The organism is Marinobacter sp. KM021 (assembly GCF_050707965.1).
GTDB lineage: Bacteria > Pseudomonadota > Gammaproteobacteria > Pseudomonadales > Oleiphilaceae > Marinobacter > Marinobacter shengliensis.
This window is the reverse complement of the sequence record NZ_CP136129.1, coordinates 1,832,129-1,857,526: the sequence shown is the minus strand read 5'-3', so window position 1 is coordinate 1,857,526 and position 25,398 is coordinate 1,832,129. Positions and strand designations below refer to the sequence as shown.

Sequence of the window (25,398 nt, the reverse complement as noted above, 5' to 3'; positions counted from 1 at the left end):
GTCCGGGTAATTCCTTAGCGTAAATGTGCTATAATTCAGGTCGTTTTTCACCGGCTTGGCGATCCTTTTGTGGCGCGGAAACCAGCACCCTTTAATCTTACCGTAAATGATCAGTTAGAGCTGGAAAGCTGGTTACGGACAAGCACATTAAGTCAGAATCTTGTTCAACGCGCTCGGATCGTTCTGGCTCTGAATAATGGCGAATCACCGAAAACGGTGGCCGAGCGACTGGAGACCAGTACGCCCACCGTTTTCAAGTGGCGTAACCGTTATATCGAGCAGGGCCTGAGTGGCCTGCAAGATGCTCCAAGGCCCGGACAGCCCAGGAAGCTGGACCGGAAAAAGGTCAAGTCAATTCTTGATGACACGGTCAAAAAGCTGCCCAAGGAATCTACCCACTGGAGCGTCCGGTTGATGGCCGAACATGCCGGTGTCAGTCGCTGGCAAGTGCATCAGATCTGGAAAGCTGCTGACCTGAAACCGCACCGGCTAAAAACCTTCAAAATAAGCAATGATCCGGACTTTGCTGAGAAGGTTTTCGATGTCGTTGGCTTGTATCTGAATCCGCCTGATAACGCGCTGGTGCTGTCAGTTGACGAAAAAACGCAGATCCAGGCACTGGATCGCACTCAACTGGAATTCATCCTGGCGGTGCCGGGGCGTCGCTATCGCGGCAGAAAGCTCTCCGATGCCGGCGTCACCGCCAGGTTCTACAAGGCCGTGACCGATGCTCACCTCGGGCATATCCTGAAGGTCGATCTGACCGCCGAGACGTTCAACTATGTCCTGGATCAGCGCGCGCTCGATCGCGCTAGGATGATGGACGGCAAGCTGCTGCTAGTCACCAACATGGCCGACCACGACCCGCTGGAGATCGTAGAGCGCTACCGCGCGCTGGCAGACATCGAGCGCGGCTTCCGAGTACTGAAGAGCGACATCGAGATCGCGCCGGTCTACCACCGGCTACCGGATCGCATCCGCGCTCATGCCCTGATCTGCTTCCTCGCCTTGGTGCTTTACCGGGTGCTCAGGATGCGGCTGAAGGCGAGCAATCATCCGCTGTCGCCGACGCGGGCACTGGAGATTGCCCGCAAGATCCAGTTCCACCAGGTCCTGCTTCACCGTCGCGAGACGGCGAGCGGCCTGACCAAATTGAAGCCTGAACAACGCGACCTTTTCGAGGCGATTGGCCTGCCGGCTCCTGCTGCATCACGCTTGTAGTGCCAATTTTGACAACGCGTTTTCAGGCTAATCAGTAGTTTACGCTTCTATCTGTCGAACTCGGGATTCAGGCATTGCGTAAACTCCTCTGTTGTATTATCTTTTAAATTTGACTAATATCAATAAAAATTTAAAATAAAAAAAGGAGGTTAAAATGACTCTGGAAATCTTTAGCCTTCCACTGCGTTTTAATTTTGCTCGCCCGGAAGCTGTTTCAGAATTTGTGAATCAAAAGGTTGGTCGTCATACTTTAGAGGTGATAAAGTGTGATGCTGCTCGGTCACGTTTGGGTTTCAAGGAATTTTCAGGACTTGGGTTAACCTCAATTTCTTATGGTAGCGAGGTGAGAGTAAAAAGTCCTGAGCTCGAAAGTGTATTTCACTTGCAGATAATTACAAGGGGCACGTGTTATGTATCTTTTGGCTATGAGGGAGTTCTCTTAGGGGTGGGTGATGCTATAATGCTGAATCCTTTCGAGTTAATAATACTTGAATATTCTTCTGACTGTGAAAAGTTAATTGTTAATATACCTGAAAGCTCCATTCAGACTACTGTTCTTTCTGAGCTAGGTTGTCTCCCGAAGCCAGGTGTTCGTTTCGCGCGACGACCAGTAAACCTTTTAAGATTTCCATCATTAGTTAAACTTTTTGAGGCAGTTTTACTGGAAGCTGGAGGGTGTGACGCAGAGATTTTTGGTGCTTTTGACTTTTATAAAGAAGCTGTGATAAACAAAATACTTTGTACATTCGATAATAATGTTCCGATTGAAAAAAACCTCAACAGACCTCATCCTCAGATAGAAGAAATTTCTAGATATATAGAAAAAAATATAAAAAAAGACATCACCATAGATGAGTTGAGTAAGATTTCAAATCTTAGTGTTCGTTCGATTTATTCTTTGTTTTCTAAGACATTATCGACAACACCAAAAAATTATATAAAGAATCAAAAACTTAATAGAGTTCGAGAGGATTTGCTAAACGGCTCAGTAAGGAATGTTACGGAGGTTGCTCTAGATTATGGATTTTCTCACTTAGGTCGGCTGTCCTCTGACTACAAAAGGTTGTTTGGTGAATCGCCTTCAAAAACTTTAAGGAAGGTCTGTTGAATAACCGGCGATTTTTGTCGATGTTGTTTCAAGGCAGCAGCAAACTCGAATTTCAGACGTTATTTTCCTGTTACTAATGGGAATGTAAGCAATGGGATGGACTCCTCCTCACCTAACCGGCATCTACGTGCCAAAATGGTGAGTGAACAATCAACCATCGAGGAGATGAGGAGAAGTCCACATGAACATTATCCGCGTCGGTGTTGATATTGCCAAATCAGTGTTCCACGTCCATGGCGTAGACCGCCACGGTCAAACTCGATGGCAAGGCAAATATTCTCGAAATAAGTGGCTGAATGCGCTCAGCCGCAAAGTGCCGGTCGGTACGGAAATTGGTATGGAGACCTGTGCCTCTGCTCACCACTGGGCTCGTGAACTCCAAAGGCGGGGGTATCCAGTGCGACTGATTGCACCTCAGTTTGTCAAACCCTACGTCAAAAGTAACAAAAATGACCGTGTGGACGCTGAGGCAATATGCGAAGCCATGAGCCGCCCGAACATGCGTTACGCCGCTCCGAAGACCGCTGCCCAGCAGGATGTTCAGGCAGCGCACCGCATCCGTGAAGAGCTGGTTAGCCAGCGTACTGCCAAGGCAAACCAGATCCGGGGACTGATTGGTGAGTATGGCATCGTGGCCCCGGTGGGCATACAGCAGATGCGCAACGCCTTATCAAGATGGCTGGAGGACGCAGAGAATGGGCTTAGTGATAGATTCCGAATCCTGCTCAATGGGCTGGCTGAAGATCTCCGATACCTGGATGATCGCATTGTGGCACTTGACGAAGAAATTGCCGAGAGTGTCAAGCAGGACCCTGTGGCGCGACGCTTGATGACCCTGCGCGGCGTAGGACCACTGACGGCCAGTGCCTTGTCCGGTGCTCTAGGAGATGGCAAGGCGTTTCGCCGAGGGCGGGACTTTGCCGCATCAATCGGGTTAACGCCCAGACAGCACAGTACTGGAGGCCGGGATCGTCTGCTAGGGATCAGCAAGCGAGGCGACAGTTACTTACGCAAATTGCTTGTCCACGGGGCACGGGCCGTGCTGCGACATGTTGATGGTAAAGACGACGGCCTCAGTCGTTGGCTTAAAGGCCTGGCGTCACGAAAGCACGTCAATGTGGCCACGGTGGCATTGGCCAATAAAACAGCCCGCATTGCCTGGGCGCTGGTGCACAATGAATCAACCTACGACGAAGGACTTGCAACGGCTGCTGCTTGAGTGACGGCTAAGCAGCGAGCCTGAGAAACAACCTGAAAACCTGTAGGAGAGGCCCACACCACGATTGCACAGCATTTTGATTGATGGCGAACAGGTCGGACCGGCGTTGGGAAACCCCTTTATGGACGCGGAGCCCAAAGCTCGTGTAAGCGTATGGGAACCGGCGCGCGGATAGCCCATCAGGGTCCGATGCTCATCTATAGGGCATCATTGGAGAGACCGGATACACGTAGGCAGTCGTACCTTCATCGCGATCGAACAAAGTGCTTGCAAAAGAGGAGGAGTCCATACGTGTTAAATCGACCCACTTGCCCTAACCCGGATTTCTCATAGCCACCCAGCAATCTTCACAGATCGATTCCTTTAGCACCAGAGCCCAGCAATCAGGCTTGATCTGGTGATTATTTGATCACTCCCCAGCGTTCAGACGCACCACCCCCTTACCCCCATTGAGCCGGGCCGGGGGAGCCCGCAGCTTCTATCCGGGAACCAGCCGACGAACCAGATCCGTGAGTTCGTCTTTGTAAGGATAGCTGTCGCTCATGAGCACGCGGATTCGCCGGGTGTTGCGAATGTGCGTGTTCCGGGGTGACAGCGGCTTCTATCGCCCCCGATTGCTGAGCTGGTGCGACCGGAATAATGTGGATTATCTGGTGGGCATCAGCAAGAACAGCCGGCTGCTCAAGGAGGTAGATGTAGCCTCGATGCTGATTCGCAAAGCTCACAACGAACTGGGTGAAAAAGTCTCCGCCACCTACCGGTTCCAGTATCAGGCCCGAACCTGGAAACACCCCCGCTGGGTGGTGGCGCGTCTGGAAGAAGGCGAACTAGGACCCAATCCAAGGTTCATCATCAGTTCCCGTTACGACGATGGATTCAAGCTCTACTACGAGCAGTACTGCGCCCGGGGTGACATGGAGAACCGGATTAAAGACCAGCAGCTGTGCCTGTTTGCGGATCGCACCTCCAGCACACAGTGGTGGACCAATCAGTGGCGGCTGATTCTGTCAGGGTTCGCCTACACACTGTTCGAGCGACTGCGGACCTACTTGCGTATTCCAGACCAAGGTTGCCACTGATTCCAGACGAAGCCTGCCACCCATTCCACACGAAAGCTGCCACTGATTCCACGGCAAAGCTGCCACCCTGGCAAGCTGCCTGATTTCCCCATCAAAACGTCCGGCGCGGGATAACTAACGGTACTCTGCTCCTTTTCATCCGGAGAGGGCCAGATGCCAGCGAAGAGGTTATCCATGCGTAAAATCAAAGAAGTCCTTCGCCTCAAGTGGGAGCGAGGGCTGAGCAACCGGCAGGTTGCCGCAGCCTGCGGCATCAGCCGCCCCACCGTGAGCGAGTATCTGCGGCGTGCCGCCGAAGAGGATCTTGGCTGGCCGTTGCCAGAGGATCTGAGTGACGCTCAGTTGGAGCAGCGGTTGTTCCCGCCACCACCGGATCTGCCGGCACAGGCCAGAGGTATACCCGACTGGCAACACATCCGCGACGAACTCACGGGCAAGAATGTCACCCTGTTCCTGCTCTGGCAGGAGTACCGGCAAGCCAACCCGGACGGTTATCAGTACAGCTGGTTCTGCGACCATTACCGGGCCTGGCAAGGCAAGCTGGATCTGGTGATGCGGCAGGACCATCGGGCCGGTGAGAAGCTGTTCGTGGACTATGCCGGGCACACGGTGCCCGTTATTGACCGCACCACCGGTGAGATCCATGAGGCGCAAGTCTTTGTGGCGGTGATGGGCGCGTCCAATTACACCTACGCCGAGGCCACCTGGAGCCAGACCCTGCCGGACTGGATCGGCTCCCACACCCGAGCCTTCGAGTTCCTGGGCGGCGTGCCGGAACTGGTGGTTCCGGACAACCTCCGCTCCGGCGTCAGCAAGGCCCATCGCTACGAGCCGGACCTCAATCCGACCTATCAGGATATGGCTGGCCATTATGGTGTGGCCGTTGTCCCGACAAGAGTTCGCAAGCCCCGTGACAAGGCCAAGGTGGAAGGCGGCGTCTTGATCGTCGAGCGCTGGATACTGGCGGCCCTGCGCCACCGTCAACACTTCTCCCTGGGGCAGCTCAACGCCACCATCCGTGAGCTGTTGGAGAAGCTCAATAGCCGCCCCTTCCGCAAGTTGCCCGGGTGCCGGCTTGATCACTTCAAACAGCTGGACCAGCCGGTTCTACAACCGCTACCCGCCGAGCCGTATGTCTACGCCGAGTGGAAAAAAGCCCGGGTACACATCGACTACCACGTCGCCATCGATGGCCATTACTACTCGGTGCCCTATACCCTGATCAAGAAAGAAGTGGAGGTCCGGATCACCCATAACACCATCGAATGCTTCCACCGAGGCAACCGGATCGCCAGCCACCGGCGCTCAGACCAGAAGGGACGGCACACCACCATCGCCGCGCACATGCCGGAATCCCATCGCCAGGCCGGCGAGTGGTCACCGGAACGGCTGATCGCGTGGGCTACCAAGATCGGACCGGCAACTGAAAAGCTCATCCGCGCCGCGCTGGGGGCGAGAAAGCACCCTCAGCAGGCCTATAGGTCCTGCCTGGGCATTCTCCGGCTGGGCCAGAGCTACGGCGAGGCACGATTAGAACGCGCCTGCCAACGCGCCCTGATGCTGGGCAGTTGCCGATACAAGAGCATCGAATCCATCCTCAAACACCGTCTGGATCAGCAGCCCCTGGAAGAGCAACAAGAACTGGCCTTACCCGACACACACGACAACATCCGCGGCCCCGCCTACTATCACTGAAGGAACCTGACATGTTGAAACATCCCGCACTGGATAAGCTCCACGCCCTCAAGCTGACTGGTATGGCGGCCGCCCTGGCGGATCAATCGGCTACCCCCGACATTACCGACCTGAGCTTCGAGGAGCGCCTTGGCCTGCTGGTCGACCGGGAAATGACCGAAAGAGACAACCGGCGTATGACCAGCCGGCTGCGTCGGGCCAAGCTGCGACACGCCGCGATCCTCGAAGACATTGATTACCGGAACTCGCGGGGCCTGGATAAAGGGCTTATCCAGAGTCTGGCCAGCTGCCAGTGGGTGAAGGAACACCTGAACGTGCTCATCACCGGCCCCACCGGGGTCGGGAAAACCTGGCTGGCCTGTGCACTGGCACACAAAGCCTGCCGAGAGGGTTACACCGCCCAGTACGTCCGCCTGACCCGGCTGCTACGAGAGCTGGCCATCGCCAAGGGCGATGGCCAATACTCAAAGCTCCTGACCAGCCTGGCCAAGGTCGACGTGCTGATCCTGGATGACTGGGGGTTGATGAAGCTGAGCGCAGAGAACCGACGAGACTTGCTGGAGGTGCTGGAAGACCGACATGGCCGGCGCGCCACCATCGCCACCAGCCAACTGCCCATCGAGGAATGGCATGGCATCATCGGTGACGCCACGCTGGCAGACGCCATTCTGGACCGGCTCGTTCACAACGCCTACAAGATCAATCTGCGGGGCGAGTCCATGCGAAAACAGCAGGCAAAGTTGACGGCCACCGACACTTCGGAGTAAGAAGAGAAACCCCGCGTCGCTACGCTCCGATGGGTGGCAGCCTTGCTCCGGTCCGGGTGGCAGGCTTCACGTGGAATGGGTGGCAACCTTCAGCGGTTTACGCACTACTTGAAGAAGACGCCCTTCGAGAGAATGAGCGCCAGCAATCTGAGGCTCAAACTGATCAAGGTCGGTGCCGTGATCATTCGCAACACCCGGCGAATCCGCGTGCTCATGAGCGACAGCTATCCTTACAAAGACGAACTCACGGATCTGGTTCGTCGGCTGGTTCCCGGATAGAAGCTGCGGGCTCCCCCGGCCCGGCTCAATGGGGGTAAGGGGGTGGTGCGTCTGAACGCTGGGGAGTGATCAAATAATCACCAGATCAAGCCTGATTGCTGGGCTCTGGTGCTAAAGGAATCGATCTGTGAAGATTGCTGGGTGGCTATGAGAAATCCGGGCTAAGCAACTGCATTGTAAGGATACCCTCTGCACAAAACGGATATCAACTCAAGGCTGTAACGTTTTCTAATAGAATCTCAATAAAACAAGAATTGGAGTTAAAAATATGAACAAGCCTAAGATATCTTTAATAACACTTGTATTGGGATATTTTCTGAGCATGATAGTGGCTAATACTGCATTCGCATCGAGCGAAGTAAAAGTTGGAGTAATGCTGCCATTGAGCGGAATATATGCAGGGCCAGGGCGGTCTGCACTCGATGGGTTGTCCTTTGCAGTAAAGGAGTATGGCGATAACCCTCTGGGTGTGTCGATCAGCGTCGTTACGCTTGATACGGAAGCCAAGCCGTCGAGAGCGTCTGAATTAGCAACATCCCTTTTATCTCAACACAAATCGGATTTTATTGTTGGGCCATCTCATTCTGGCGTAGCCATGGGGATGATAAATGTTTTGCGGGGCAAGGACACCGTGATGATTATTCCAAACGCTGGTGTTTCTGCTGCAACCGGCTCATTGTGTTCACCAAATATTTTCCGTACGTCCTTCTCCTCTTGGCAACCGTCATACCCTATGGGCAATGTGGCGCTTGAAAAAGGTTATAAAGATGTCTACCTGATTAGCTGGAACTACGGCATGGGCAGGGAAAGCCTTGAAGCCTTCGAAGAATCCTTTAGGGCTGGCGGGGGCAACGTGGTCAAAAAAGTGTTGTTGCCTTTCCCGTCGACTAACTTTCAACCGCATATCAGTGACATCGCCGCCCAGGAACCGGATGCCGTGTTCGTGTTCTTTGCTGGGGGTGGGGCCACTAAGTTCGTAATGGACTACGACGCGATGGGTTTGCGAGGCAAGATCCCACTGCTGGGTTCTGGTTTCCTCACCGAAGGTACGCTGGAAGCCCAGGGTGAAGCTGCTGAGGGTATAATCACGACACTGCACTATGCGGAGCAGTTGGACGTGCCCAAGAACAAGGAATTCCGAGAGGCTTTCAAAACCGAGTACGGCCACTACCCTGACATATACGCGGTTCAGGGCTATGACGCCGGCCTGGCTATCGTCAATACCATCAACCAGCTCAACGGTGATGTCAGCGACAAGCAGGCGGTAATCGACACTATGGCGAAGCTGACCATCAACAGCCCCCGTGGCGACTTCACCTTCTCCCGGGCCCACAACCCGGTGCAGAACATCTACCTGCGGGAAGTGATGGATGGCGTGAACGTGGTGACGGGCATCGCGGCAGAAGCGCTGGAAGATCCTGCCCGCGGCTGCAATCTCTGATACGCCGTTAAACCCTACCCCGGCCGGCTGGCACCGTCCGGGGTCACCCATGCATACCACCCTTCCGGACCCGGCCCGGGTCCGCTGCAACATCCTTGGGTACCTTTATGACAACCGAACTCTTCTTCGTACAACTCATCAACGGCCTTCAGTACGGCTTGTTGCTGTTCTTGATTGCCTCCGGACTGACGCTGGTATTCGGCGTTATGGGCATCCTTAACCTGGCCCATGGCTCCATGTACATGGTGGGCGCTTACTTGGTGTGGTACTTCACTACCGTAACCGACAGTTTCACCGTGTCGGCGGTGCTTTCAGCCGTAATTGCCCTATGTCTTGGCATTCTGATCGAACGTCTGCTGATCCGGCAGCTGTATAACCGCAACCACTTAGATCAGGTGCTGCTGACCATTGGTATTATCTTCGTGTTCAACTCGTTGCAGAGCATCCTGTTCGGCAACGATCCCTACGGTGTGGCTGTACCGGTCGCCCTGAGCGGCGGCATTCCATTTACCGACAACACCAGCTACCCCATTTACCGCATTTTCGCGGCCTTGGTTTGCCTGGCCATCGCTGGCGTACTGTATTACGTGGTGTCCCGTACCCGCCTGGGCATGCTGATTCGCGCTGGGGAATCCAACCGCGAGATGGTGGAGGCCTTGGGTGTGAACATCAAAAGCCTCTACACAATTGTTTTCGCCATCGGGGTCATGCTCGCCGCCGTCTCCGGCATCATTGCTGCGCCTATGAGCTCCATCGTTCCCGGAATGGGGGAAAGTGTGCTGATCACATGTTTCGTGGTGGTGGTGATCGGGGGTATGGGCTCCATCAAGGGTGCTTTCGTGGGCGCCCTGCTGGTGGGCTTGATTAGCACCTTTGCCGCGGTCCTGATGCCGAGCATATCCAACATGATTATCTACATCTTTATGATTCTGGTGCTTCTGTTGAAGCCCCAAGGTCTGTTCGCCAAGTAAGTGGGAGCCCTTCATGATTTTCGAGAAACGCACTGAGCGCATCATTGTGCCGATGTTCTTCATGGTGGCTCTGTTCATGCCACTTTTCCTAGAGTCGAACTCATTTTTTGTGGGCAAGGTGACCACCATTATCATTCTGTCGATCTTTGTGATGTCCCTGGATTTTCTGGTCGGTCGGGTTGGCCTGATCACTCTGGGTCACGCGCTGTTCTATGGTCTGGGTGGCTACCTGTTTGTCATCCTCTCACCGGAATACGAGGCAGTGAATTTCTGGGTGTACACTTTCTACATCTGCTGCATTGCCGCCTTGATCGCCCTAGTTATCGGCGCAGTGGTGCTCCGCACCAGGGGTATCTACTTCATTATGATCACCTTGGCCATCTCCCAGATGGCGTTCTATTACTTCTTCGACTCTCTACACTACGGGGGCGATGATGGCGTATTCATCTTCATGAAGCCAGAAACCAATATCTTCGGCCTCAGCTTCCTGAACTTGGATGATCCGCAGCATTTCTACTACCTGGCGCTGTTTTCCCTGTTCAACACCCTAGTGTTCTTCAAGGTGGTGCTGCGCTCGCGCTTCGGCCGAATCGTCGAGGCCACCAAGCAGAACCCAGATCGCACCGAGGCTCTAGGCTATAATATTTTCGCGTTCCGTCTGACATGCTATGTCATCGGGAGCACTCTCGGCGCCTATGCCGGCTTCCTGTTTGCCCTTCAATACGGTTTTGTGAACCCGTCCTTTCTGGCTTGGGAGATGTCCGGCATGGCGCTAGTCATGTCCATTCTGGGCGGTCTGGGCACCATCTACGGCGCCATACTTGGTACCTTCACCTATGAAGGCCTGCAGTACTTCTTCGAGCACCTGACCGAAGACTGGCTGCTGTTCATGGGCTCCGCCATCATCCTGATGGTCATCGTGCTGCGCAGAGGCATTGCCGGCTACCTCGAAAAGCTTCTGGAGAAATAACATGGATAACGACATCGTTTTGGAAACCGAAGCCCTCAGCAAGCACTGGGGCGGCATCAAGGCCCTCAGCGACATCAGTCTGCAGTTCCGGGACCGGCAACTGCATGGTGTGGTGGGCCCCAACGGCGCCGGCAAGAGCACTCTGTTGAACATTCTCTGCGGCACGCTCAAACCAACCTCCGGCTGTATCTTTCACAAAGGCCAACGTGTCGATACGCTAAAACCGTGGAAATTTGTGCGCCGGGGCATCGGTCGCAGTTTCCAGAAGACTAACATCTATCCGGAAGTGACCTGCATCGAGAACTGTGCCATCTCGGCGCAGCGCAAATTTGGCGGTAACTTCAACCTATTCGCCTCTCGACACAGCAATCAGATGGTGCGCAAAGCCGCCGAGCAGGCGCTGGCAAAGGTGGGTCTCGAGGGTCGGGCTAACACCATTGCCGCCGAGATTTCCTACGGCGAGCAGCGGCAGCTCGAAATCGCCATGGTTCTGGCCACCGATCCCTGCATTCTGTTGCTGGACGAGCCTATGGCCGGCATGGGTCATGAGGAGTCACTGCGCATTATCGAGCTGCTCAAGGAACTTAAGAAAAAATATTGCATCGTGCTGGTGGAGCACGACATGGAAGCCATTTTCGAGCTCTCCGACCAGCTCACGGTACTGGACAACGGCCGTCATCTGATCACCGGCACGGTCGACAAAGTAAGGTTCGACTCCAGGGTGAAAGAAGCCTATCTGGGTGGGGAAGACGATGATGCAGAGGAGGATGCGGCATGAGCGCGGCACTGCTAGAAGTCAGCAACATCAACACCCTTTACGGGCGCAGCCATATACTACATGACTTGTCGTTCCGGCTCGACAAGGGAGAGTCCATGAGTCTGATGGGTCGCAACGGCATGGGCAAGACCACCACGCTAAAGTCCATTCTCGGCATCGTGCCACCCCGAAGCGGTCACGTGTATTTTTGCGGCGAGGACATCAGTAAGGTCCCCACTTGGAAGCGTATGCGTTTGGGTATCGCTTATGTTCCTGAAAATCGGGGTATATTCCATAACCTGACCGTGAAGGAACACCTGCAGATGGCCGCAAGGCCTAACAGCGATGACCAGACAAGCTGGGATTATGATCGTGTGCTTGAGACCTTCCCCCGACTGCAGGAACGATTGTCCAATCTGGGCACTGAACTTTCCGGCGGCGAGCAGCAGATGCTTGCAATCGGACGCGCGCTAGTGACGAATCCGAGTCTGATGATTCTGGATGAGGCGACCGAGGGTCTAGCACCACTTATCCGCCGGGATATCTGGAGCGTTATCGCCACCATTCGGGAATCCGGCATTTCCACCATAGTAGTGGATAAAAATATCAAGGCGCTCAGGAAACTGTGTGACCGGCATTTAGTTCTGGTCAAGGGTAGAGTGCACTTTGACGGATGCTCAGAGGAACTTGATAAGAGCCAAGAAAAGGTCGAAGCCGCACTGAGTCTGTGACTCGAAAAAAATGGATAGAAATATTCATAAATCGGATATTTAACCTTTCCTGAATCACCGATAGTTTACTTACACAATAATACGTGAGGACAAAACAATGAATTATGGTAACTCTCTTATCGCGCTGGCAATCACATCTTGTCTTAGCGCCGCACCCGCCGCTCAGGCGGTAGATCTCGGAACCTACAATGACACCAGCTTCAGCATCGGCGGCTTCGTGAAGGCCGAAGGCATCTTCGAGGACCCTGAAACCGGTGACAGCCGTTTCTTTGGCCGGGCCAACCAAACCCGTTTCAATCTTAAAACCGTCACCCAGAAGCAGGGTCACACCGTGGTAGGCTTCGTGGAAGGGGACTTTTATGGGGGCGACTTTCCGGGAGAGGACAACGACTGGCGCCTTAGGCATGCTTTTATCAAAATTGATAATGTAACTGTGGGGCAGACCTGGACGGGGCAGTTCTGGGCCGTCGCCCATACCGACTATCTCGACTTCTTAGGTGGTCCGCGTGGCACGCTGGCTGGCCTGAACTTCCGTACCACTCTGGCTAGCTATGAATTTGCGGGATTCCGGGTGACTGCTCAGGATCCGATCTACAATAACGCTGATATCCCCGATCTTGCCGTTAACTATAATCTCAACTTGGACGGTGGTCACAAGATTATCCTGACCGCTAGTGGGCGGGAAGTGGACAATGGCGATTTCGTCGCTGGCGGCGCTATCGGCGCCCAGTTCATGTTTGATCGGCATAGTCTGAATCTAAACGCTCACTATGGTGAAGGCTTGGGTGCCTTTTCTGGTGTCGGTGTGAACGGTTCCATGTCCGACGATGTTGAAAACGGTGACGCGGTCAGTCAGACCGGCCTGAATGCCGGTTTCCGCTATGTCTTCAACGCCCAGTGGCGTGCCAATATCGCTTACACAAAGGTTGAGGTGGACGATCAGGCGGATAGCAATTATGAAGGCCACCGAGTCAACCTGATCCACAACATTATTCCTGAACTGGAAGTTGGGGTTGAGTGGCGCAAGCACAGCCTGGTTTTCGGCCCGTTGATTCCGGAGGGGCAGCAGGTCGAGGTGATGGCCAAGTACTCGTTCTGATTTTATCGTTCAGAATTGACTACGTTGTGCCATTCGGTAGGAGGGAGAGTTTCTTCCCTCCACCATTCTGTCGGACTACCCGTCATACGGTTGATTATCGCGGCAGTTCAAGGTTGGCGTTTACGAACGATGGTGTCCAGAAAGTATTTCAGGGATAGGCGGCTTAACGCTTGGCTTTGACAAGTATTTCAAAAATTAGCGAGTAAAGTTGTGAAAAGGTTTGACGATAAGGTTGTTTATGTAAGTGGGGCGCTACAACGTATGATTGGTCGTGAAATTACTCCGATGGAGGCGGCTTCATTCGGGTAAAATGTGGTTATTATTACTAATGCGAAACTTTATATCCGGACACAGCTCAATATAATACTCGAAAAATTCAAGGCGATCATAACTAATTGTTATTTAGGCGTTTTGTACTCCTATAACACGCCAACCTTGAAATATTTAATTGTTCGGCTACTTTGTTCCTCATTAGTAATAAATCATAAACTGGTTTATGAAGGGTTGGTAAAGCTCTGCATAGGTTTCAAAATCGGGGATAGTTTAGCCTGTGGCGACTCTACGAGGGTTGGTTGCTACCAACGCTAATATCACCTTCTGCGATGCCGAATAGCCGAACAATTAACTGCGTAACCCGACGAGGTATCTTTTGCAACGGTTGGGCAGACCTAGTACCTGGAAGCAATTGGAGAAATAGATGGTTTTTTATTACATCAAACTTATTGGAATTCAGTAAAACTATCAGTCCATTAATGGGAACGAAAGACTCTGCGGAATGAATATTCACATTGATTCCGACGATACGCAGAGTCTTGTCCCTCACATCGGAGTCGTCGTGGCCAACATTACTGACGTTGTACGCTCCGGCAAACGATTGCATGGCGGAGAAGGGATCATTTTCATGGAGAAATTCCTGACAGCGGCTGACGGTGCGGAAGACACCCAGCGTTCAGCCCTGTCCAAGAAGATCTGACCGGGAGGCGATATGGACGGGTTCCAGGTGTTCAACCGCTCAACGGGTGACCACTTTACCTGCCAGGAAGGCCAGAGTGTGCTCAAGGCTATGGAGCAACGGGGATTGAAGTGTGTGCCCGTGGGCTGCCGGGGTGGTGGCTGCGGCTTTTGCAAGATCCGGGTTCGGGAGGGGGATTTCGAGTGCGGCAAGATGAGCAAAGTGCATGCCCCTCCTGAAGCTGTTGAAAAGGGGAGGTCCTGGCTTGCCGGATCTACCCGCGGAGTGACTTGACCATCGAGTGTATGCCTCTGCCGGAGGTGGCGCTTGCCAAGCAAACAACAACAAAACCGTTGAGGTGATTGTCATGAAAAAAGGTGTAATGCGTCCCGGCCACGTACAGATCCGGGTTCTCGATATGGGCGAAGCCGTCAAACACTACACTGAGCTGCTGGGCATGATCGAAACCGATCGTGACGACCAGGGGCGGGTGTACCTGAAAGCCTGGACCGAGGTAGACAAGTTCTCCCTGGTACTGCGTGAGGCAGACGAGCCCGGCTGCGACTTCATGGGCTTCAAGGTGCTGGATGAAGACACCCTGGTCAAACTGGAGAAAGACCTGGTCGCCTACGGTGTTGAGGTGGAGCAGGTGCCGGCGGAAGAATTGAAGGATTGCGGCCGCCGCGTGCGTTTCACCGTCCCCTCCGGCCATGCCTTTGAGCTCTATGCCGACAAGAAGTATACCGGCAAGTGGGGCGTTTCCAGCGTCAACCCTGAAGCCTGGCCTCGCGGCCTGCAAGGGATGAAGGCCGTGCGCTTCGACCATTGCCTGTTTTACGGACCGGAGCTTGCCGCCGTTTACGACATCTTCGTGAATGTTCTGGGCTTCGATCTGGCCGAGCAGGTGCTCGACCCGGAAGGCACCCGGATCGCCCAGTTCCTGACGGTGTCCATGAAAGAGCACGACATTGCCTTCATTCACCATGAAGAGAAGGGCAAGTTCCACCACGCGTCTTTCTTCCTGGAAACCTGGGAAGACGTGCTGCGGGCGGCGGACCTGATCTCCATGACCGATACCTCCATCGATATCGGCCCAACCCGTCACGGTCTGACCCACGGCAAGACCATTTACTTCTTTGACCCGTCCGGCAACCGCAACGAAGTGTTCTGTGGCGGCGATTACTTCTACCCGGACCACAAACCCGTGACCTGGCAGGCCGAACAACTTGGTAAGGCCATTTTCTACCACGATCGGGTACTGAACGAGCGTTTCTTGACGGTGTTGACCTGATCTGGGAACGCCTAAACAGGATGCAACTTTACGGGATTAGGCCGTAATGAAAGAGATCAAACACTACATCAACGGCCAATACGTCGGCTCTGCCAACGGAAAGCTGTTTGACAACGTCAACCCGGTGAACGGCAAGGTGATTGCCAAGGTTCATGAGGCTGGCCGCGATGAAGTGGATGCGGCCGTCAAAGCGGCCAGAGCCGCTTTGAAAGGCCCTTGGGGCAAGATGACCCTGGACGAGCGCACCCGGATTCTGCACAAGGTGGCCGACGGCATTAATGACCGCTTTGACGAGTTTCTGGAGGCGGAGTGCCTGGACACCGGCAAGCCCAAGTCCATGGCCAGCCACATCGACATCCCCCGGGGTGCGGCCAACTTCAAAGTCTTCGCCGACATGGTCAAGAACGTGCCGGCGGAATCCTTTGAAATGGCCACACCTGATGGCAGCGGTGCGCTGAACTACGCCGTGCGCCGTCCCAAGGGTGTGATTGGTGTGATCAGTCCCTGGAACCTGCCGTTGCTGCTGATGACCTGGAAAGTGGGCCCTGCATTGGCCTGTGGTAATACCGTGGTGGTTAAGCCTTCCGAAGAAACCCCAACCACCACCGCTCTGCTGGGTGAAGTGATGAAGGAAGCCGGCGTACCGGATGGCGTGTACAACGTCGTGCACGGCTTCGGCGGCGATTCCGCCGGCGCCTTCCTCACCGCCCATCCGGACGTGGATGGCTTCACCTTCACCGGTGAAACCGGCACTGGCGAAGTGATCATGAAGGCGGCCGCCAAGGGCATCCGGGATATCTCCCTGGAGCTGGGTGGCAAGAACGCCGGCCTGGTGTTTGCCGACTGCGACATGGACAAGGCCATCGAAGGCACCATGCGCTCTGCGTTCGTCAACTGTGGCCAGGTGTGCCTGGGCACTGAACGAGTCTATGTCGAACGTTCCATCTTTGACGAGTTTGTCGCCCGCCTGAAAGCGGAAGCGGAAAAACTGCGTATCGGCCCGCCCGATGACGACAAGGCCAATTTCGGCCCGCTGGTCAGCCTGAAGCACCGTGAAAAGGTGCTGTCCTACTACCAGAAAGCGGTGGACGACGGCGCCACGGTGGTGACCGGTGGCGGTGTGCCCGACATGCCGGAAGAGTATGCCGGTGGCGCCTGGGTGCAGCCTACCATCTGGACCGGCCTGCCGGATGATTCGGCGGTGATTACCGACGAAATCTTCGGCCCCTGTTGCCACATTCGCCCGTTCGAAAGCGAAGAAGAAGCGATTGAGCTGGCCAACAGCCTGCCTTACGGCCTGGCGTCTGCGATCTGGACCGAGAACGTGAGCCGTGCGCACCGGGTAGCAGGACAGATTGAAGCCGGCATCATCTGGGTGAACAGCTGGTTCCTGCGGGACCTGCGCACACCGTTTGGTGGCAGCAAGCAGTCCGGTATCGGCCGCGAGGGCGGTGTGCACTCCCTGGAGTTCTATACCGAAATGAAGAACGTCTGTATCAAATTGTGAGGTAGCCATGAACGCACCTGTAGACAGCCCGGAAATCGGACGCGAGATTACCGCCGCCGGCTACCGGACCAACCTGCACGATCACGGCGAAGGCGGATTTCCGCTGATGATGATCCACGGCTCCGGCCCCGGCGTGACCGCCTGGGCCAACTGGCGCCTGGTGATTCCCGAGCTGGCAAAGCATCGCCGGGTGATCGCCCCGGACATGCTGGGCTTCGGCTACAGCGAACGCCCCGAAGACCAGGTCTACAACCGTGAACGCTGGGTGAAACACGCCATCGGTGTGCTGGATGAACTGGGCCTGGAACAGGTGGACCTGGTGGGTAACTCCTTCGGTGGTGGTCTCGCTCTGGCTCTGGCTATCGAACACCCGCAACGGGTTCGCCGGTTGGTGTTGATGGGGTCTGTCGGTGTCAGCTTCCCGATCACCAAGGGGCTGGACGAAGTCTGGGGTTACCAGCCCTCGCTGGAAACCATGCGCCGGTTGATGGATGTATTTGCCTTCAACAAGGGGCTGTTGACCGACGAACTGGCAGAAATGCGGTATCAGGCCAGCGTTCGCCCCGGCTTCCAGGAATCCTTTGCCGCCATGTTCCCGGCCCCGCGCCAGCGCTGGGTGGATGGACTGGCCAGCAATGAGGACGACATCCGCGCCCTGCAACACGAAACCCTGATCATCCACGGCCGCGAAGACGAAGTCATTCCACTGGATGCCTCCTACAAGCTGGCGGAACTGATTGATCGTGCCCAGCTGCACGTGTTCGGCCGCTGCGGCCACTGGACCCAGATTGAACACGCCGACCGGTTCGCCCGGTTGGTCAACGATTTCCTGAACGAAGCGGATCAGGCCGCTGCCGGAGACAAGTAATGGATAAGCAGAAGATCCAGCAGTTTGGCGACGAACTGTACGAAGCCATGGTCAAGCGGGAAGCTATTTCGCCGCTGACCAGCCGTGGCGAAGACATCAGCATTGACGATGCCTATCACATCTCCCTGCGCATGCTTGAGCGCCGGCAACAGGCCGGTGCCCGGGTTATCGGCAAGAAGATCGGCGTCACCAGCAAGGCGGTGATGAACATGCTGAACGTACACCAGCCGGATTTTGGTTACCTGACCGACGACATGGTGTTCAACAGCGGTGAAGTGGTGCCTATCAGCGACCGCCTGATTGCCCCACGTGCCGAAGGCGAAATCGCCTTCATTCTGAAGAAAGACCTGACCGGTCCGGGCGTGACCAACGCCGATGTGCTGGCGGCCACCGAATGCGTCATGCCCTGTTTCGAAATCGTCGATTCCCGAATTCAGGACTGGAAGATCGCCATTCAGGACACCATCGCCGACAACGCCTCCTGTGGCCTGTTTGTGCTCGGTGACAACGCCGTCTCCCCCCGGGATGTTGACCTGGTGACCTGCGGCATGGTGGTGGAAAAGAACGGTTCCATCATCAGCACCGGTGCCGGCGCGGCTGCATTGAGTTCTCCGGTGAACTGCGTGGCCTGGCTGGCCAACACCCTGGGTGAGTTCGGCATTTCCCTGAAGGCAGGTGAAGTCATCCTGTCAGGCTCCCTGGTACCGCTGGAGCCGGTGAAAGCCGGTGACACCATGCGTGTGGACATTGGCGGGATTGGCAGCGCGTCTGTGCGCTTTGTCTGATCCGGACCGAAAGAGGACAAGATTATGAGCAAGAAACTGAAAGCCGCCATCATCGGTTCGGGCAACATCGGCACCGACCTGATGATCAAGATTCTGCGTAACGGCAAGCACATTGAAATGGGCGCCATGGTCGGCATCGACCCGGAATCCGACGGTCTGGCCCGCGCTAACCGCATGGGCGTAGCCACCACCCACGAAGGCGTGGATGGCCTGGTGAAGATGCCGGAATTTGCCGACATCGACATCGTGTTTGATGCCACCTCCGCCGGCGCCCACATGCACAACGAAGTGTTCCTGCGGGGCCATAAGGAAAGCCTCAAGATCATCGACCTGACGCCGGCAGCCATCGGCCCCTACTGCGTCCCGGTGGTGAACCTGGAGCAGAACCTGCAGGAAGGAAACGTCAACATGGTCACCTGCGGTGGCCAGGCGACGATTCCCATGGTCGCAGCCGTTTCCCGCGTGGCGAAAGTGCACTACGCCGAGATCGTGGCTTCGATCTCTTCGAAGTCTGCCGGCCCCGGCACCCGCGCCAACATCGACGAGTTCACCGAAACCACCTCCAAGGCCATTGAAGTGGTCGGCGGCGCCCAGAAGGGCAAAGCCATCATCATCCTGAACCCGGCCGAGCCGCCGCTGCTGATGCGCGACACCGTGTACGTGCTGTCCGACGCCGCCGACCAGGCGGAAGTGGAAGCGTCGGTAGAAGAAATGGTGCAAGCCGTGTCTTCCTACGTGCCCGGCTACCGCCTCAAGCAGAAAGTGCAGTTTGACGTGATCCCGGAAGACCAGCCCATGAACGTCCCGGGCCTGGGTCGTTTCAGTGGCCTGAAAACCTCCATCTTCCTGGAAGTCGAAGGCGCCGCCCATTACCTCCCGGCCTACGCCGGCAACCTCGACATCATGACCTCCGCTGCCCTGGGCACCGCTGAGCGCATCGCCGAGTCACTGATCAACTGAGGAGATTGAACCATGACTGTTAACCCTGGCAAGAAACTCTACATCTCCGACGTGACCCTGCGCGACGGCAGCCACGCCATCCGTCACCAGTACAGCATCAAGAACGTGCAGGACATCGCACGGGCCCTGGACAAGGCGAAAGTCGATTCCATCGAAGTCGCCCACGGCGACGGCCTGCAAGGCTCCAGCTTCAACTACGGCTTCGGTGCCCACACCGACCTGGAATGGATCGAGGCGGTGGCCGAAGTGGTCACCCATTCCCAGATCGCCACCCTGCTGCTGCCGGGTATTGGTACCGTCCACGACCTGGACAACGCCTACAAGGCCGGCGCCAGAATCGTGCGAGTGGCCACCCATTGCACCGAAGCGGATGTGTCCAAACAGCACATCGAGCACGCCCGAAAGCTCGGCATGGACACCGTCGGCTTCCTGATGATGAGCCACATGCAAACCCCGCAAGGGTTGGCTGAACAGGCAAAACTGATGGAAGACTACGGCGCTACCTGCCTGTACGTGGTCGACTCCGGCGGCGCCATGAACATGAACGACATTCGGGATCGCTTCCGCGCCCTGAAAGACGTACTCAAGCCGGAAACCCAGACCGGTATTCACGCCCACCACAACCTGGCCCTGGGTGTGGCCAACTCCATGGTGGCGGTGGAAGAAGGCTGTGACCGCATTGACGCCAGCCTCTCCGGCATGGGCGCTGGTGCCGGCAACGCGCCGCTGGAAGTGTGCATCGCCGCCTTCGACAAGCTGGGCTGGAACCATGGCACCGACGTGTACGCCCTGATGGATGCGGCCGACGACATCGTTCGTCCGCTGCAGGACCGCCCGGTTCGTGTCGACCGCGAAACATTGGCCCTGGGCTATGCCGGTGTGTACTCCAGCTTCCTGCGCCATTCCGAAGTAGCGGCACAGAAGTATGGCCTGAAGACTGTGGATATTCTCGTTGAACTGGGCAGGCGCCGGATGGTGGGTGGCCAGGAAGACATGATCGTGGACGTGGCGCTGGACCTGCTGAAGGCGCAAGAAGAGCAAAAAGCATGAGCAAGACCCTGAACAATGACCAGATGCTGGCCCTGGCCGAGCACGTAGAAAACGCCGAACTGAACGCCCGCGACATCACCAAGGTCACCAATGATTATCCGGACATGACCTTCGAAGACGCCTACGACGTGCAGTGGGAAATTCGCCGCCGTAAGGAAGCTCGCGGCAACAAGGTTGTGGGCATGAAAATGGGCCTGACCTCCTGGGCCAAGATGGCCCAGATGGGCGTGGAAACTCCGATCTACGGCTTCCTGGCGGACTATTTCAGCGTGCCGGACGGCGGTGTGGTCAACACCAAAGAGCTGATCCACCCGAAAATCGAAGCCGAGATCGCCTTTGTGACCAAGGCACCGTTGCATGGCCCGGGCTGTCATATCGGTGACGTACTGGCGGCGACGGATTTCGTGATTCCGGCGGTGGAAGTGATCGATTCCCGCTACGAGAACTTCAAGTTTGACCTGGTGAGCGTGGTGGCCGATAACGCCTCCTCCAGCCGTTTCATCACCGGTGGCACCATGGCCAACGTGGCCGACCTGGACCTGAAAACCCTGGGTGTTGTGGTTGAGAAGAACGGTGAGGTTGTGGATGTCGGCGCCGGTGCTGCGGTGCTGGGCCATCCGGCCTCCAGCGTGGCCATGCTGGCCAACCTGCTGGCTGAGCGCGGTGAGCACATTCCGGCCGGTACCTTCATCATGACCGGCGGCATCACCGCGGCGATTGCGGTGGAAGCCGGTGACAACATCAGCGTTCGCTACCAGGGCCTGGGAACGGTCACGGCCCGGTTCGCATAAGGAGGTTTTATGCCCGTTGCTCAAATCAACATTCTGGAAGGCCGTACGGACGAGCAAAAGGAGACGCTGATCCACGAGGTGACAGACGCCATTGTCCGTTCTCTCGGCGCGCCGGTTGAAAGTGTTCGTGTCATTCTCAACGAAATGCCGAAGCAACATTTCGGCATCGGCGGGCAGTCAGCAAAAAAGCTGGGGCGATAAGCCCCGGCGATGATTGCGGATTTTTAGGAGAAGGCACATGAGCAAACTTCCAGTGTTATTTGTCTCCTGCGACGCTGACAGCATCCAGTCCCGGGAACAGGCCTGTTCCGGGCCTGCCCGGATGATCTGGGGCAAGCAGTACAAAAGCGTGGTGGTGATCAGCTCCCGTGCCGATCAAAAAGCCCCGGAAATCCTGCAGCTTAAAGGCAACGGCTCCACCGCGGGCAGGATAAAGACGCTGCTCTCAGACCAGGGTTTTGAGCCGGAAGTGCATTCACGGGACGTATCGAGCAGGCACCAGTTGTTCCGGGTGCTTCTGGCAGAGGAGCCGGGGGAGTTAACGGAGCTGATCCTCAATACCGGTCTGAGTGAACTTGAATACCGGCGAGTCGGGCGGTGTCTGGAGGTGCTTCGGGAGCAGGATGTCCTTGTGATCTGCCTCGATGACAAGGCCTGCCATAGAGAGCCAGACGGTATTTCCCTGCACGACCGGCATTTGAGGGAATTGCTCAGTGCCTGGGCACAGGATCAGCAGTGGGGCGCCGTGATGTCGTTCAAGGGTGATGCTGCGGGCTCCGCCCAAACCAATCGCCTGGATGACCCGACGGTGTGCCTGCTCAATGCCGCGTTTACCCTGGGGGGCTCGCAGTTTCCCCAACGGATGTTCAGTAGTGGCATGAACAATGCGGCACAGATGCTGTCCGGATTTGGCTGGATGAGATAGCAACCATGGATAACAACCAGGAACTCACACTCGCACAACCCTCGTTTTCTTTGACTGAACAAGCGTCGCTAAGTTTGCTTCAGGCGGCCATTAACAAGGCCGGAGAGCTGGGCATCAAGGCGACGGTATCAATTGTGGATACGTCCGGGCGCCAGTTGGCGTTCATTAAAATGGCCGGGTCGTTCCTGGTGTCCTCCGAACTGGCTCAGAAAAAAGCCACCACGGCCGCAGGTATGGGCGTTAACACGGTTGATCTGGAAAATATGCTCGCGTCGGCTCCCGCGAGAGTGCTTGAAGGCCTCACCAAGGCCGGTGATTTCACCGTGATTGGCGGCGGCGTGCCGCTGTACTGGAAGGGCTTTCTGGTGGGCGGCATTGGGGTATCTGGTGGCAGCGAAGATGAAGACATCGAATGCGCCCGGTTTGCGGCGCAGGTGCTTGCGAGCTGACGGCGCTGCGGGCCTGATATACTCTGGGCAGCTGTCCCTGAACTCTCTCTGACCAACATCCTGACGTATCGAGGTTGCAGTGGCTGCATTAAAGATTCTGATGATCGGTGCCGGCGGTATCGGAGGCTACTACGCCGCAAGGCTGGCTGAAGCTGGCCACCAGGTTGTACTGACAGCTCGCGGCAATCACCTTCAGGCACTGAAAGCGGATGGCCTGACCGTTGATTATGAAGGGCAGGTGCTCCGGCATGGTCTTCCTGCCTGTAATCATCAGGAACTCATCCGGGATTACCACCCGAATGATTTTGATCTGGTTACCATTGCCCTCAAATCCACGGCGACTGACGCAGTCATGACCGAACTTTGCGACTGGCTGCGTTCCGGTTCCGTACCGGTGGTGTCACTTCAGAATGGCGTTGATAACGCCCCCCCCCGAGTTCGACACTTCCAGTCCGATTCTGGCCTGAAATAGGCACTCATGGCATGAGAATTCAGTGACTTAGCCATTTCTGCACGAATTCTTTGTAGTGACACGTTTTTCTCTTGATACATTGCCAGGCACAGATTAAGCGATTTATAGTGGTGACATGTTCGTCAAAGTCACCAAATCCGGCCCGCGCCGCTACGTGAAGCTCGTCTAGTCTTACCGCGACGAGGCCGGCAAACCGCGCCAACGCGTGATCGCGACGCTGGGACGTCTTGAGGCCGTTACGGCTGGGGAATCCAGCGCGCTGATCAACGGCCTGTTGCGCGTCACCGGCCAGCCGACGCTCGAGGAAGGCACCGGCGAGACCGACTTCGCGCCGGCGCGTTCCGTGGGTGATACCTGGCTGCTGACGTCACTCTGGAAAGAGCTCGGCCTGGATAACGCCTTCCGGCGTGTCTTGCGTAGCAAGCGCCAGTTCGATGCCGAGCGGCTCCTGCGGATCATGGTGTTCAATCGTAACCGTTCATTCCAAGACGTGATTGACCATCCTACCCCACATCACGCAGAGGCCTGAGCAACCCGGGCGACACCTTGTATTGTTTGGTGCCATCCTCGGCTAACACGATCACGCTCTTGCGGTTGATTTTTGTGACGATCCCCAGCAGCGGACCTTCCCGGCCCTCGAAGGTCACTTTCAGGCCGACTCGCAGTTGACTCAGCGCCTGCAGGTTTTCCTGGTCCCGCAATTCATCAATGCGCCGGCAGATGTATGAAGTGGACCCCAAAATTTGGACAGGTACCTAAGCTCTGATTCAATATCTCCACAAGGAGGAGAATCATGAGCAAGAAACGCAAGCAATACAGCGCATCATTCAAGTCCAAAGTCGCTCTGGCCGCCCTCAAGGGGGACCAGACCACATCCGAAATCGCTGCCCGTTTCCAGATCCACCCCACCATGGTCAGCACCTGGAAGCGTGAGCTGCTGAAGAACGCTCCCGACCTCTTCGAAGGCAAGAAGAAGGCCGGTAAGCAATCCGGTGAACCCAGCACTGACGAGCTTTACCGCGAGATCGGCCGACTGACGGTGGAACGCGATTTTTTGTCGCGCAAGCTCGATCAGTAAGCCGTCAACAGCGGTTGGCGATGGTCGAGCGGGGTCACCCCCAAGTCAGCCTTGTGCGCCAGTGCGAGCTGCTCAAACTGAGCCGCTCGTCGGTGTACTACGTCCCTCGTGAACAGTGTCAGGAGGATCTAGATCTGATGTACCTGATTGACCAGCAGCACCTGGAAACGCCGTACTATGGCTCTCGTAAAATGCGTGTCCACCTGGAACGCAAAGGCCACCGGATAAACCGCAAGCGGGTGCAGCGCCTGATGCGCACCATGGGCATCCAGGCGGTGTATCCACGCCCCAGAACCAGCACTCCGGGCGATGGGCACAAGATTTATCCGTACCTGCTCAAAGGGCTGGAAATCGATCGCCCCAACCAGGTTTGGGCAACGGATATTTCTTACGTGCCGCTGGCCCGGGGCTTCATGTACCTGGTCGCTATTATCGACTGGTACAGCCGTAAAGTGCTGTCCTGGCGGGTCTCCAACACCATGGACACAGACTTCTGCATCGATGCTCTGGAGGAGGCCTTACAGCGCCATGGACCGCCGGAGATCTTCAACACCGATCAGGGTGCCCAGTTCACCAGTGACGCCTTCACAGGCGCTCTCAAAGATCATGGCATCCGGATCAGCATGGACGGCAAGGGCTGCTACCATGACAACATCTTCGTGGAACGGCTCTGGCGCAGCGTCAAACACGAGTGCGTCTACCTCACTGCCTTCGAGGATGGCCGGCACTTAAAACAGGCGCTCCACCGGTACTTCCGGCATTATAATCAGACCCGGTACCACCAAACCCTTGATTACCAAACGCCCGATGAGGTGTACTACGGGCAACCCATATCTCTGGCAGCCTGAGCCAGGGAAACAACCGGATCATAGCTTAGGGACACCATCAGGTTGTCCAACTGATTGGGTCCACCTCAGTAGCGATTCAGTTCCA

General features: G+C 56.0%; 25 protein-coding genes and 4 pseudogenes. 28 read left to right on the top strand and 1 reads right to left on the bottom strand.

Annotated elements, in window-relative coordinates:
* Positions 1–69 precede the first annotated feature (69 nt).
* From RVM24_RS08760 to RVM24_RS08630, 27 genes and pseudogenes are all read left to right on the top strand, one after another.
* Positions 70–1,221 carry an IS1634 family transposase gene (locus RVM24_RS08760; RefSeq protein ID WP_156471779.1) on the top strand — a complete coding sequence of 384 codons (1,152 nt, stop codon included), beginning with the start codon at positions 70–72 and terminating at the stop codon, positions 1,219–1,221.
* 154 nt (positions 1,222–1,375) lie between these two features.
* Complete coding sequence (locus RVM24_RS08755; protein ID WP_431475266.1) at positions 1,376–2,329, top strand: AraC family transcriptional regulator; 954 nt, start codon at positions 1,376–1,378, stop codon at positions 2,327–2,329.
* A 181-nt stretch (positions 2,330–2,510) separates the two neighbouring features.
* A complete protein-coding gene (locus tag RVM24_RS08750; protein ID WP_061333416.1) occupies positions 2,511–3,548 on the top strand; it encodes an IS110 family transposase in 1,038 nt (345 codons plus the stop codon).
* Between the two features lie 578 nt (positions 3,549–4,126).
* Positions 4,127–4,603, top strand: a pseudogene (locus tag RVM24_RS08745) (transposase); the annotation flags it as partial.
* Between the two features lie 177 nt (positions 4,604–4,780).
* Complete coding sequence (istA, locus tag RVM24_RS08740) at positions 4,781–6,322, top strand: IS21 family transposase (protein WP_061334049.1); 1,542 nt, start codon at positions 4,781–4,783, stop codon at positions 6,320–6,322.
* Positions 6,323–6,333: 11 nt separating this feature from the next.
* A complete protein-coding gene (istB, locus tag RVM24_RS08735) occupies positions 6,334–7,089 on the top strand; it encodes an IS21-like element ISSpu5 family helper ATPase IstB (RefSeq protein ID WP_061334047.1) in 756 nt (251 codons plus the stop codon).
* 108 nt (positions 7,090–7,197) lie between these two features.
* Positions 7,198–7,368, top strand: a pseudogene (locus tag RVM24_RS08730) (transposase); the annotation flags it as partial.
* Between the two features lie 268 nt (positions 7,369–7,636).
* On the top strand, positions 7,637–8,809 hold the full coding sequence (locus RVM24_RS08725; RefSeq protein WP_061333829.1) for an ABC transporter substrate-binding protein: 1,173 nt from the start codon (positions 7,637–7,639) through the stop codon (positions 8,807–8,809).
* A gap of 107 nt (positions 8,810–8,916) precedes the next feature.
* Positions 8,917–9,780, top strand: coding sequence for a branched-chain amino acid ABC transporter permease (locus RVM24_RS08720; RefSeq protein WP_061333827.1), 864 nt, complete (start codon positions 8,917–8,919; stop codon positions 9,778–9,780).
* A 13-nt stretch (positions 9,781–9,793) separates the two neighbouring features.
* A complete protein-coding gene (locus RVM24_RS08715; protein ID WP_061333825.1) occupies positions 9,794–10,750 on the top strand; it encodes a branched-chain amino acid ABC transporter permease in 957 nt (318 codons plus the stop codon).
* Position 10,751: 1 nt separating this feature from the next.
* Positions 10,752–11,528, top strand: coding sequence for an ABC transporter ATP-binding protein (locus RVM24_RS08710; protein WP_061333823.1), 777 nt, complete (start codon positions 10,752–10,754; stop codon positions 11,526–11,528).
* The gene (locus RVM24_RS08705; RefSeq protein WP_061333821.1) at positions 11,525–12,238 is read left to right on the top strand and encodes an ABC transporter ATP-binding protein; all 714 of its coding nucleotides are present in this window, start codon (positions 11,525–11,527) and stop codon (positions 12,236–12,238) included. The genes RVM24_RS08710 and RVM24_RS08705 overlap by 4 nt, the downstream gene beginning before the upstream one ends.
* A gap of 97 nt (positions 12,239–12,335) precedes the next feature.
* Positions 12,336–13,337: a hypothetical protein gene (locus tag RVM24_RS08700; RefSeq protein WP_061333819.1), complete on the top strand. Its 1,002-nt coding sequence runs from the start codon at positions 12,336–12,338 to the stop codon at positions 13,335–13,337.
* 835 nt (positions 13,338–14,172) lie between these two features.
* A complete protein-coding gene (locus tag RVM24_RS08695) occupies positions 14,173–14,310 on the top strand; it encodes a hypothetical protein (RefSeq protein ID WP_156471795.1) in 138 nt (45 codons plus the stop codon).
* Between the two features lie 12 nt (positions 14,311–14,322).
* The gene (locus tag RVM24_RS08690) at positions 14,323–14,583 is read left to right on the top strand and encodes a 2Fe-2S iron-sulfur cluster-binding protein (RefSeq protein ID WP_431475265.1); all 261 of its coding nucleotides are present in this window, start codon (positions 14,323–14,325) and stop codon (positions 14,581–14,583) included.
* A 73-nt stretch (positions 14,584–14,656) separates the two neighbouring features.
* Positions 14,657–15,580 (top strand): catechol 2,3-dioxygenase, encoded by a 924-nt coding sequence (locus tag RVM24_RS08685; RefSeq protein WP_061333813.1) that lies wholly within the window; start codon positions 14,657–14,659, stop codon positions 15,578–15,580.
* 46 nt (positions 15,581–15,626) lie between these two features.
* A complete protein-coding gene (locus tag RVM24_RS08680; protein ID WP_061333811.1) occupies positions 15,627–17,087 on the top strand; it encodes a 2-hydroxymuconic semialdehyde dehydrogenase in 1,461 nt (486 codons plus the stop codon).
* Between the two features lie 7 nt (positions 17,088–17,094).
* Positions 17,095–17,955, top strand: a complete 861-nt coding sequence (locus tag RVM24_RS08675; protein WP_061333809.1) for an alpha/beta fold hydrolase — start codon at positions 17,095–17,097, stop codon at positions 17,953–17,955.
* Positions 17,955–18,740, top strand: coding sequence for a 2-oxopent-4-enoate hydratase (dmpE, locus tag RVM24_RS08670; protein ID WP_061333806.1), 786 nt, complete (start codon positions 17,955–17,957; stop codon positions 18,738–18,740). Before RVM24_RS08675 ends, dmpE begins: the two co-directional genes overlap by 1 nt.
* Positions 18,741–18,764: 24 nt before the next feature.
* The gene (locus RVM24_RS08665; protein WP_061333804.1) at positions 18,765–19,700 is read left to right on the top strand and encodes an acetaldehyde dehydrogenase (acetylating); all 936 of its coding nucleotides are present in this window, start codon (positions 18,765–18,767) and stop codon (positions 19,698–19,700) included.
* A gap of 12 nt (positions 19,701–19,712) precedes the next feature.
* Positions 19,713–20,750 carry a 4-hydroxy-2-oxovalerate aldolase gene (gene dmpG, locus RVM24_RS08660; protein ID WP_061333802.1) on the top strand — a complete coding sequence of 346 codons (1,038 nt, stop codon included), beginning with the start codon at positions 19,713–19,715 and terminating at the stop codon, positions 20,748–20,750.
* Positions 20,747–21,541, top strand: coding sequence for a 2-oxo-3-hexenedioate decarboxylase (dmpH, locus tag RVM24_RS08655; protein ID WP_061333800.1), 795 nt, complete (start codon positions 20,747–20,749; stop codon positions 21,539–21,541). Before dmpG ends, dmpH begins: the two co-directional genes overlap by 4 nt.
* A gap of 9 nt (positions 21,542–21,550) precedes the next feature.
* Positions 21,551–21,742 (top strand): 2-hydroxymuconate tautomerase, encoded by a 192-nt coding sequence (locus RVM24_RS08650; protein WP_061333798.1) that lies wholly within the window; start codon positions 21,551–21,553, stop codon positions 21,740–21,742.
* Between the two features lie 37 nt (positions 21,743–21,779).
* Entirely contained in the window at positions 21,780–22,466 is a 687-nt protein-coding gene (locus tag RVM24_RS08645; protein WP_061333796.1) for a hypothetical protein, read from the top strand.
* A 5-nt stretch (positions 22,467–22,471) separates the two neighbouring features.
* Positions 22,472–22,915, top strand: a complete 444-nt coding sequence (locus RVM24_RS08640) for a GlcG/HbpS family heme-binding protein (RefSeq protein WP_061333794.1) — start codon at positions 22,472–22,474, stop codon at positions 22,913–22,915.
* A 79-nt stretch (positions 22,916–22,994) separates the two neighbouring features.
* Positions 22,995–23,387 (top strand): ketopantoate reductase family protein, encoded by a 393-nt coding sequence (locus RVM24_RS08635; RefSeq protein WP_227510307.1) that lies wholly within the window; start codon positions 22,995–22,997, stop codon positions 23,385–23,387.
* Between the two features lie 115 nt (positions 23,388–23,502).
* Positions 23,503–23,859 (top strand): annotated as a pseudogene (locus RVM24_RS08630) (IS1634-like element ISCARN23 family transposase); the annotation flags it as partial.
* Between the two features lie 31 nt (positions 23,860–23,890).
* Here RVM24_RS08630 and RVM24_RS08625 read toward each other — a convergent pair.
* Complete coding sequence (locus RVM24_RS08625) at positions 23,891–24,127, bottom strand: hypothetical protein (protein WP_227510306.1); 237 nt, start codon at positions 24,125–24,127, stop codon at positions 23,891–23,893.
* A 53-nt stretch (positions 24,128–24,180) separates the two neighbouring features.
* On the opposite strand from RVM24_RS08625, the pseudogene RVM24_RS08620 reads away from it, so the two are divergent.
* Positions 24,181–25,289: pseudogene (locus RVM24_RS08620) on the top strand (IS3 family transposase); the annotation flags it as partial.
* Between the last annotated feature and the right edge of the window lie 109 nt (positions 25,290–25,398).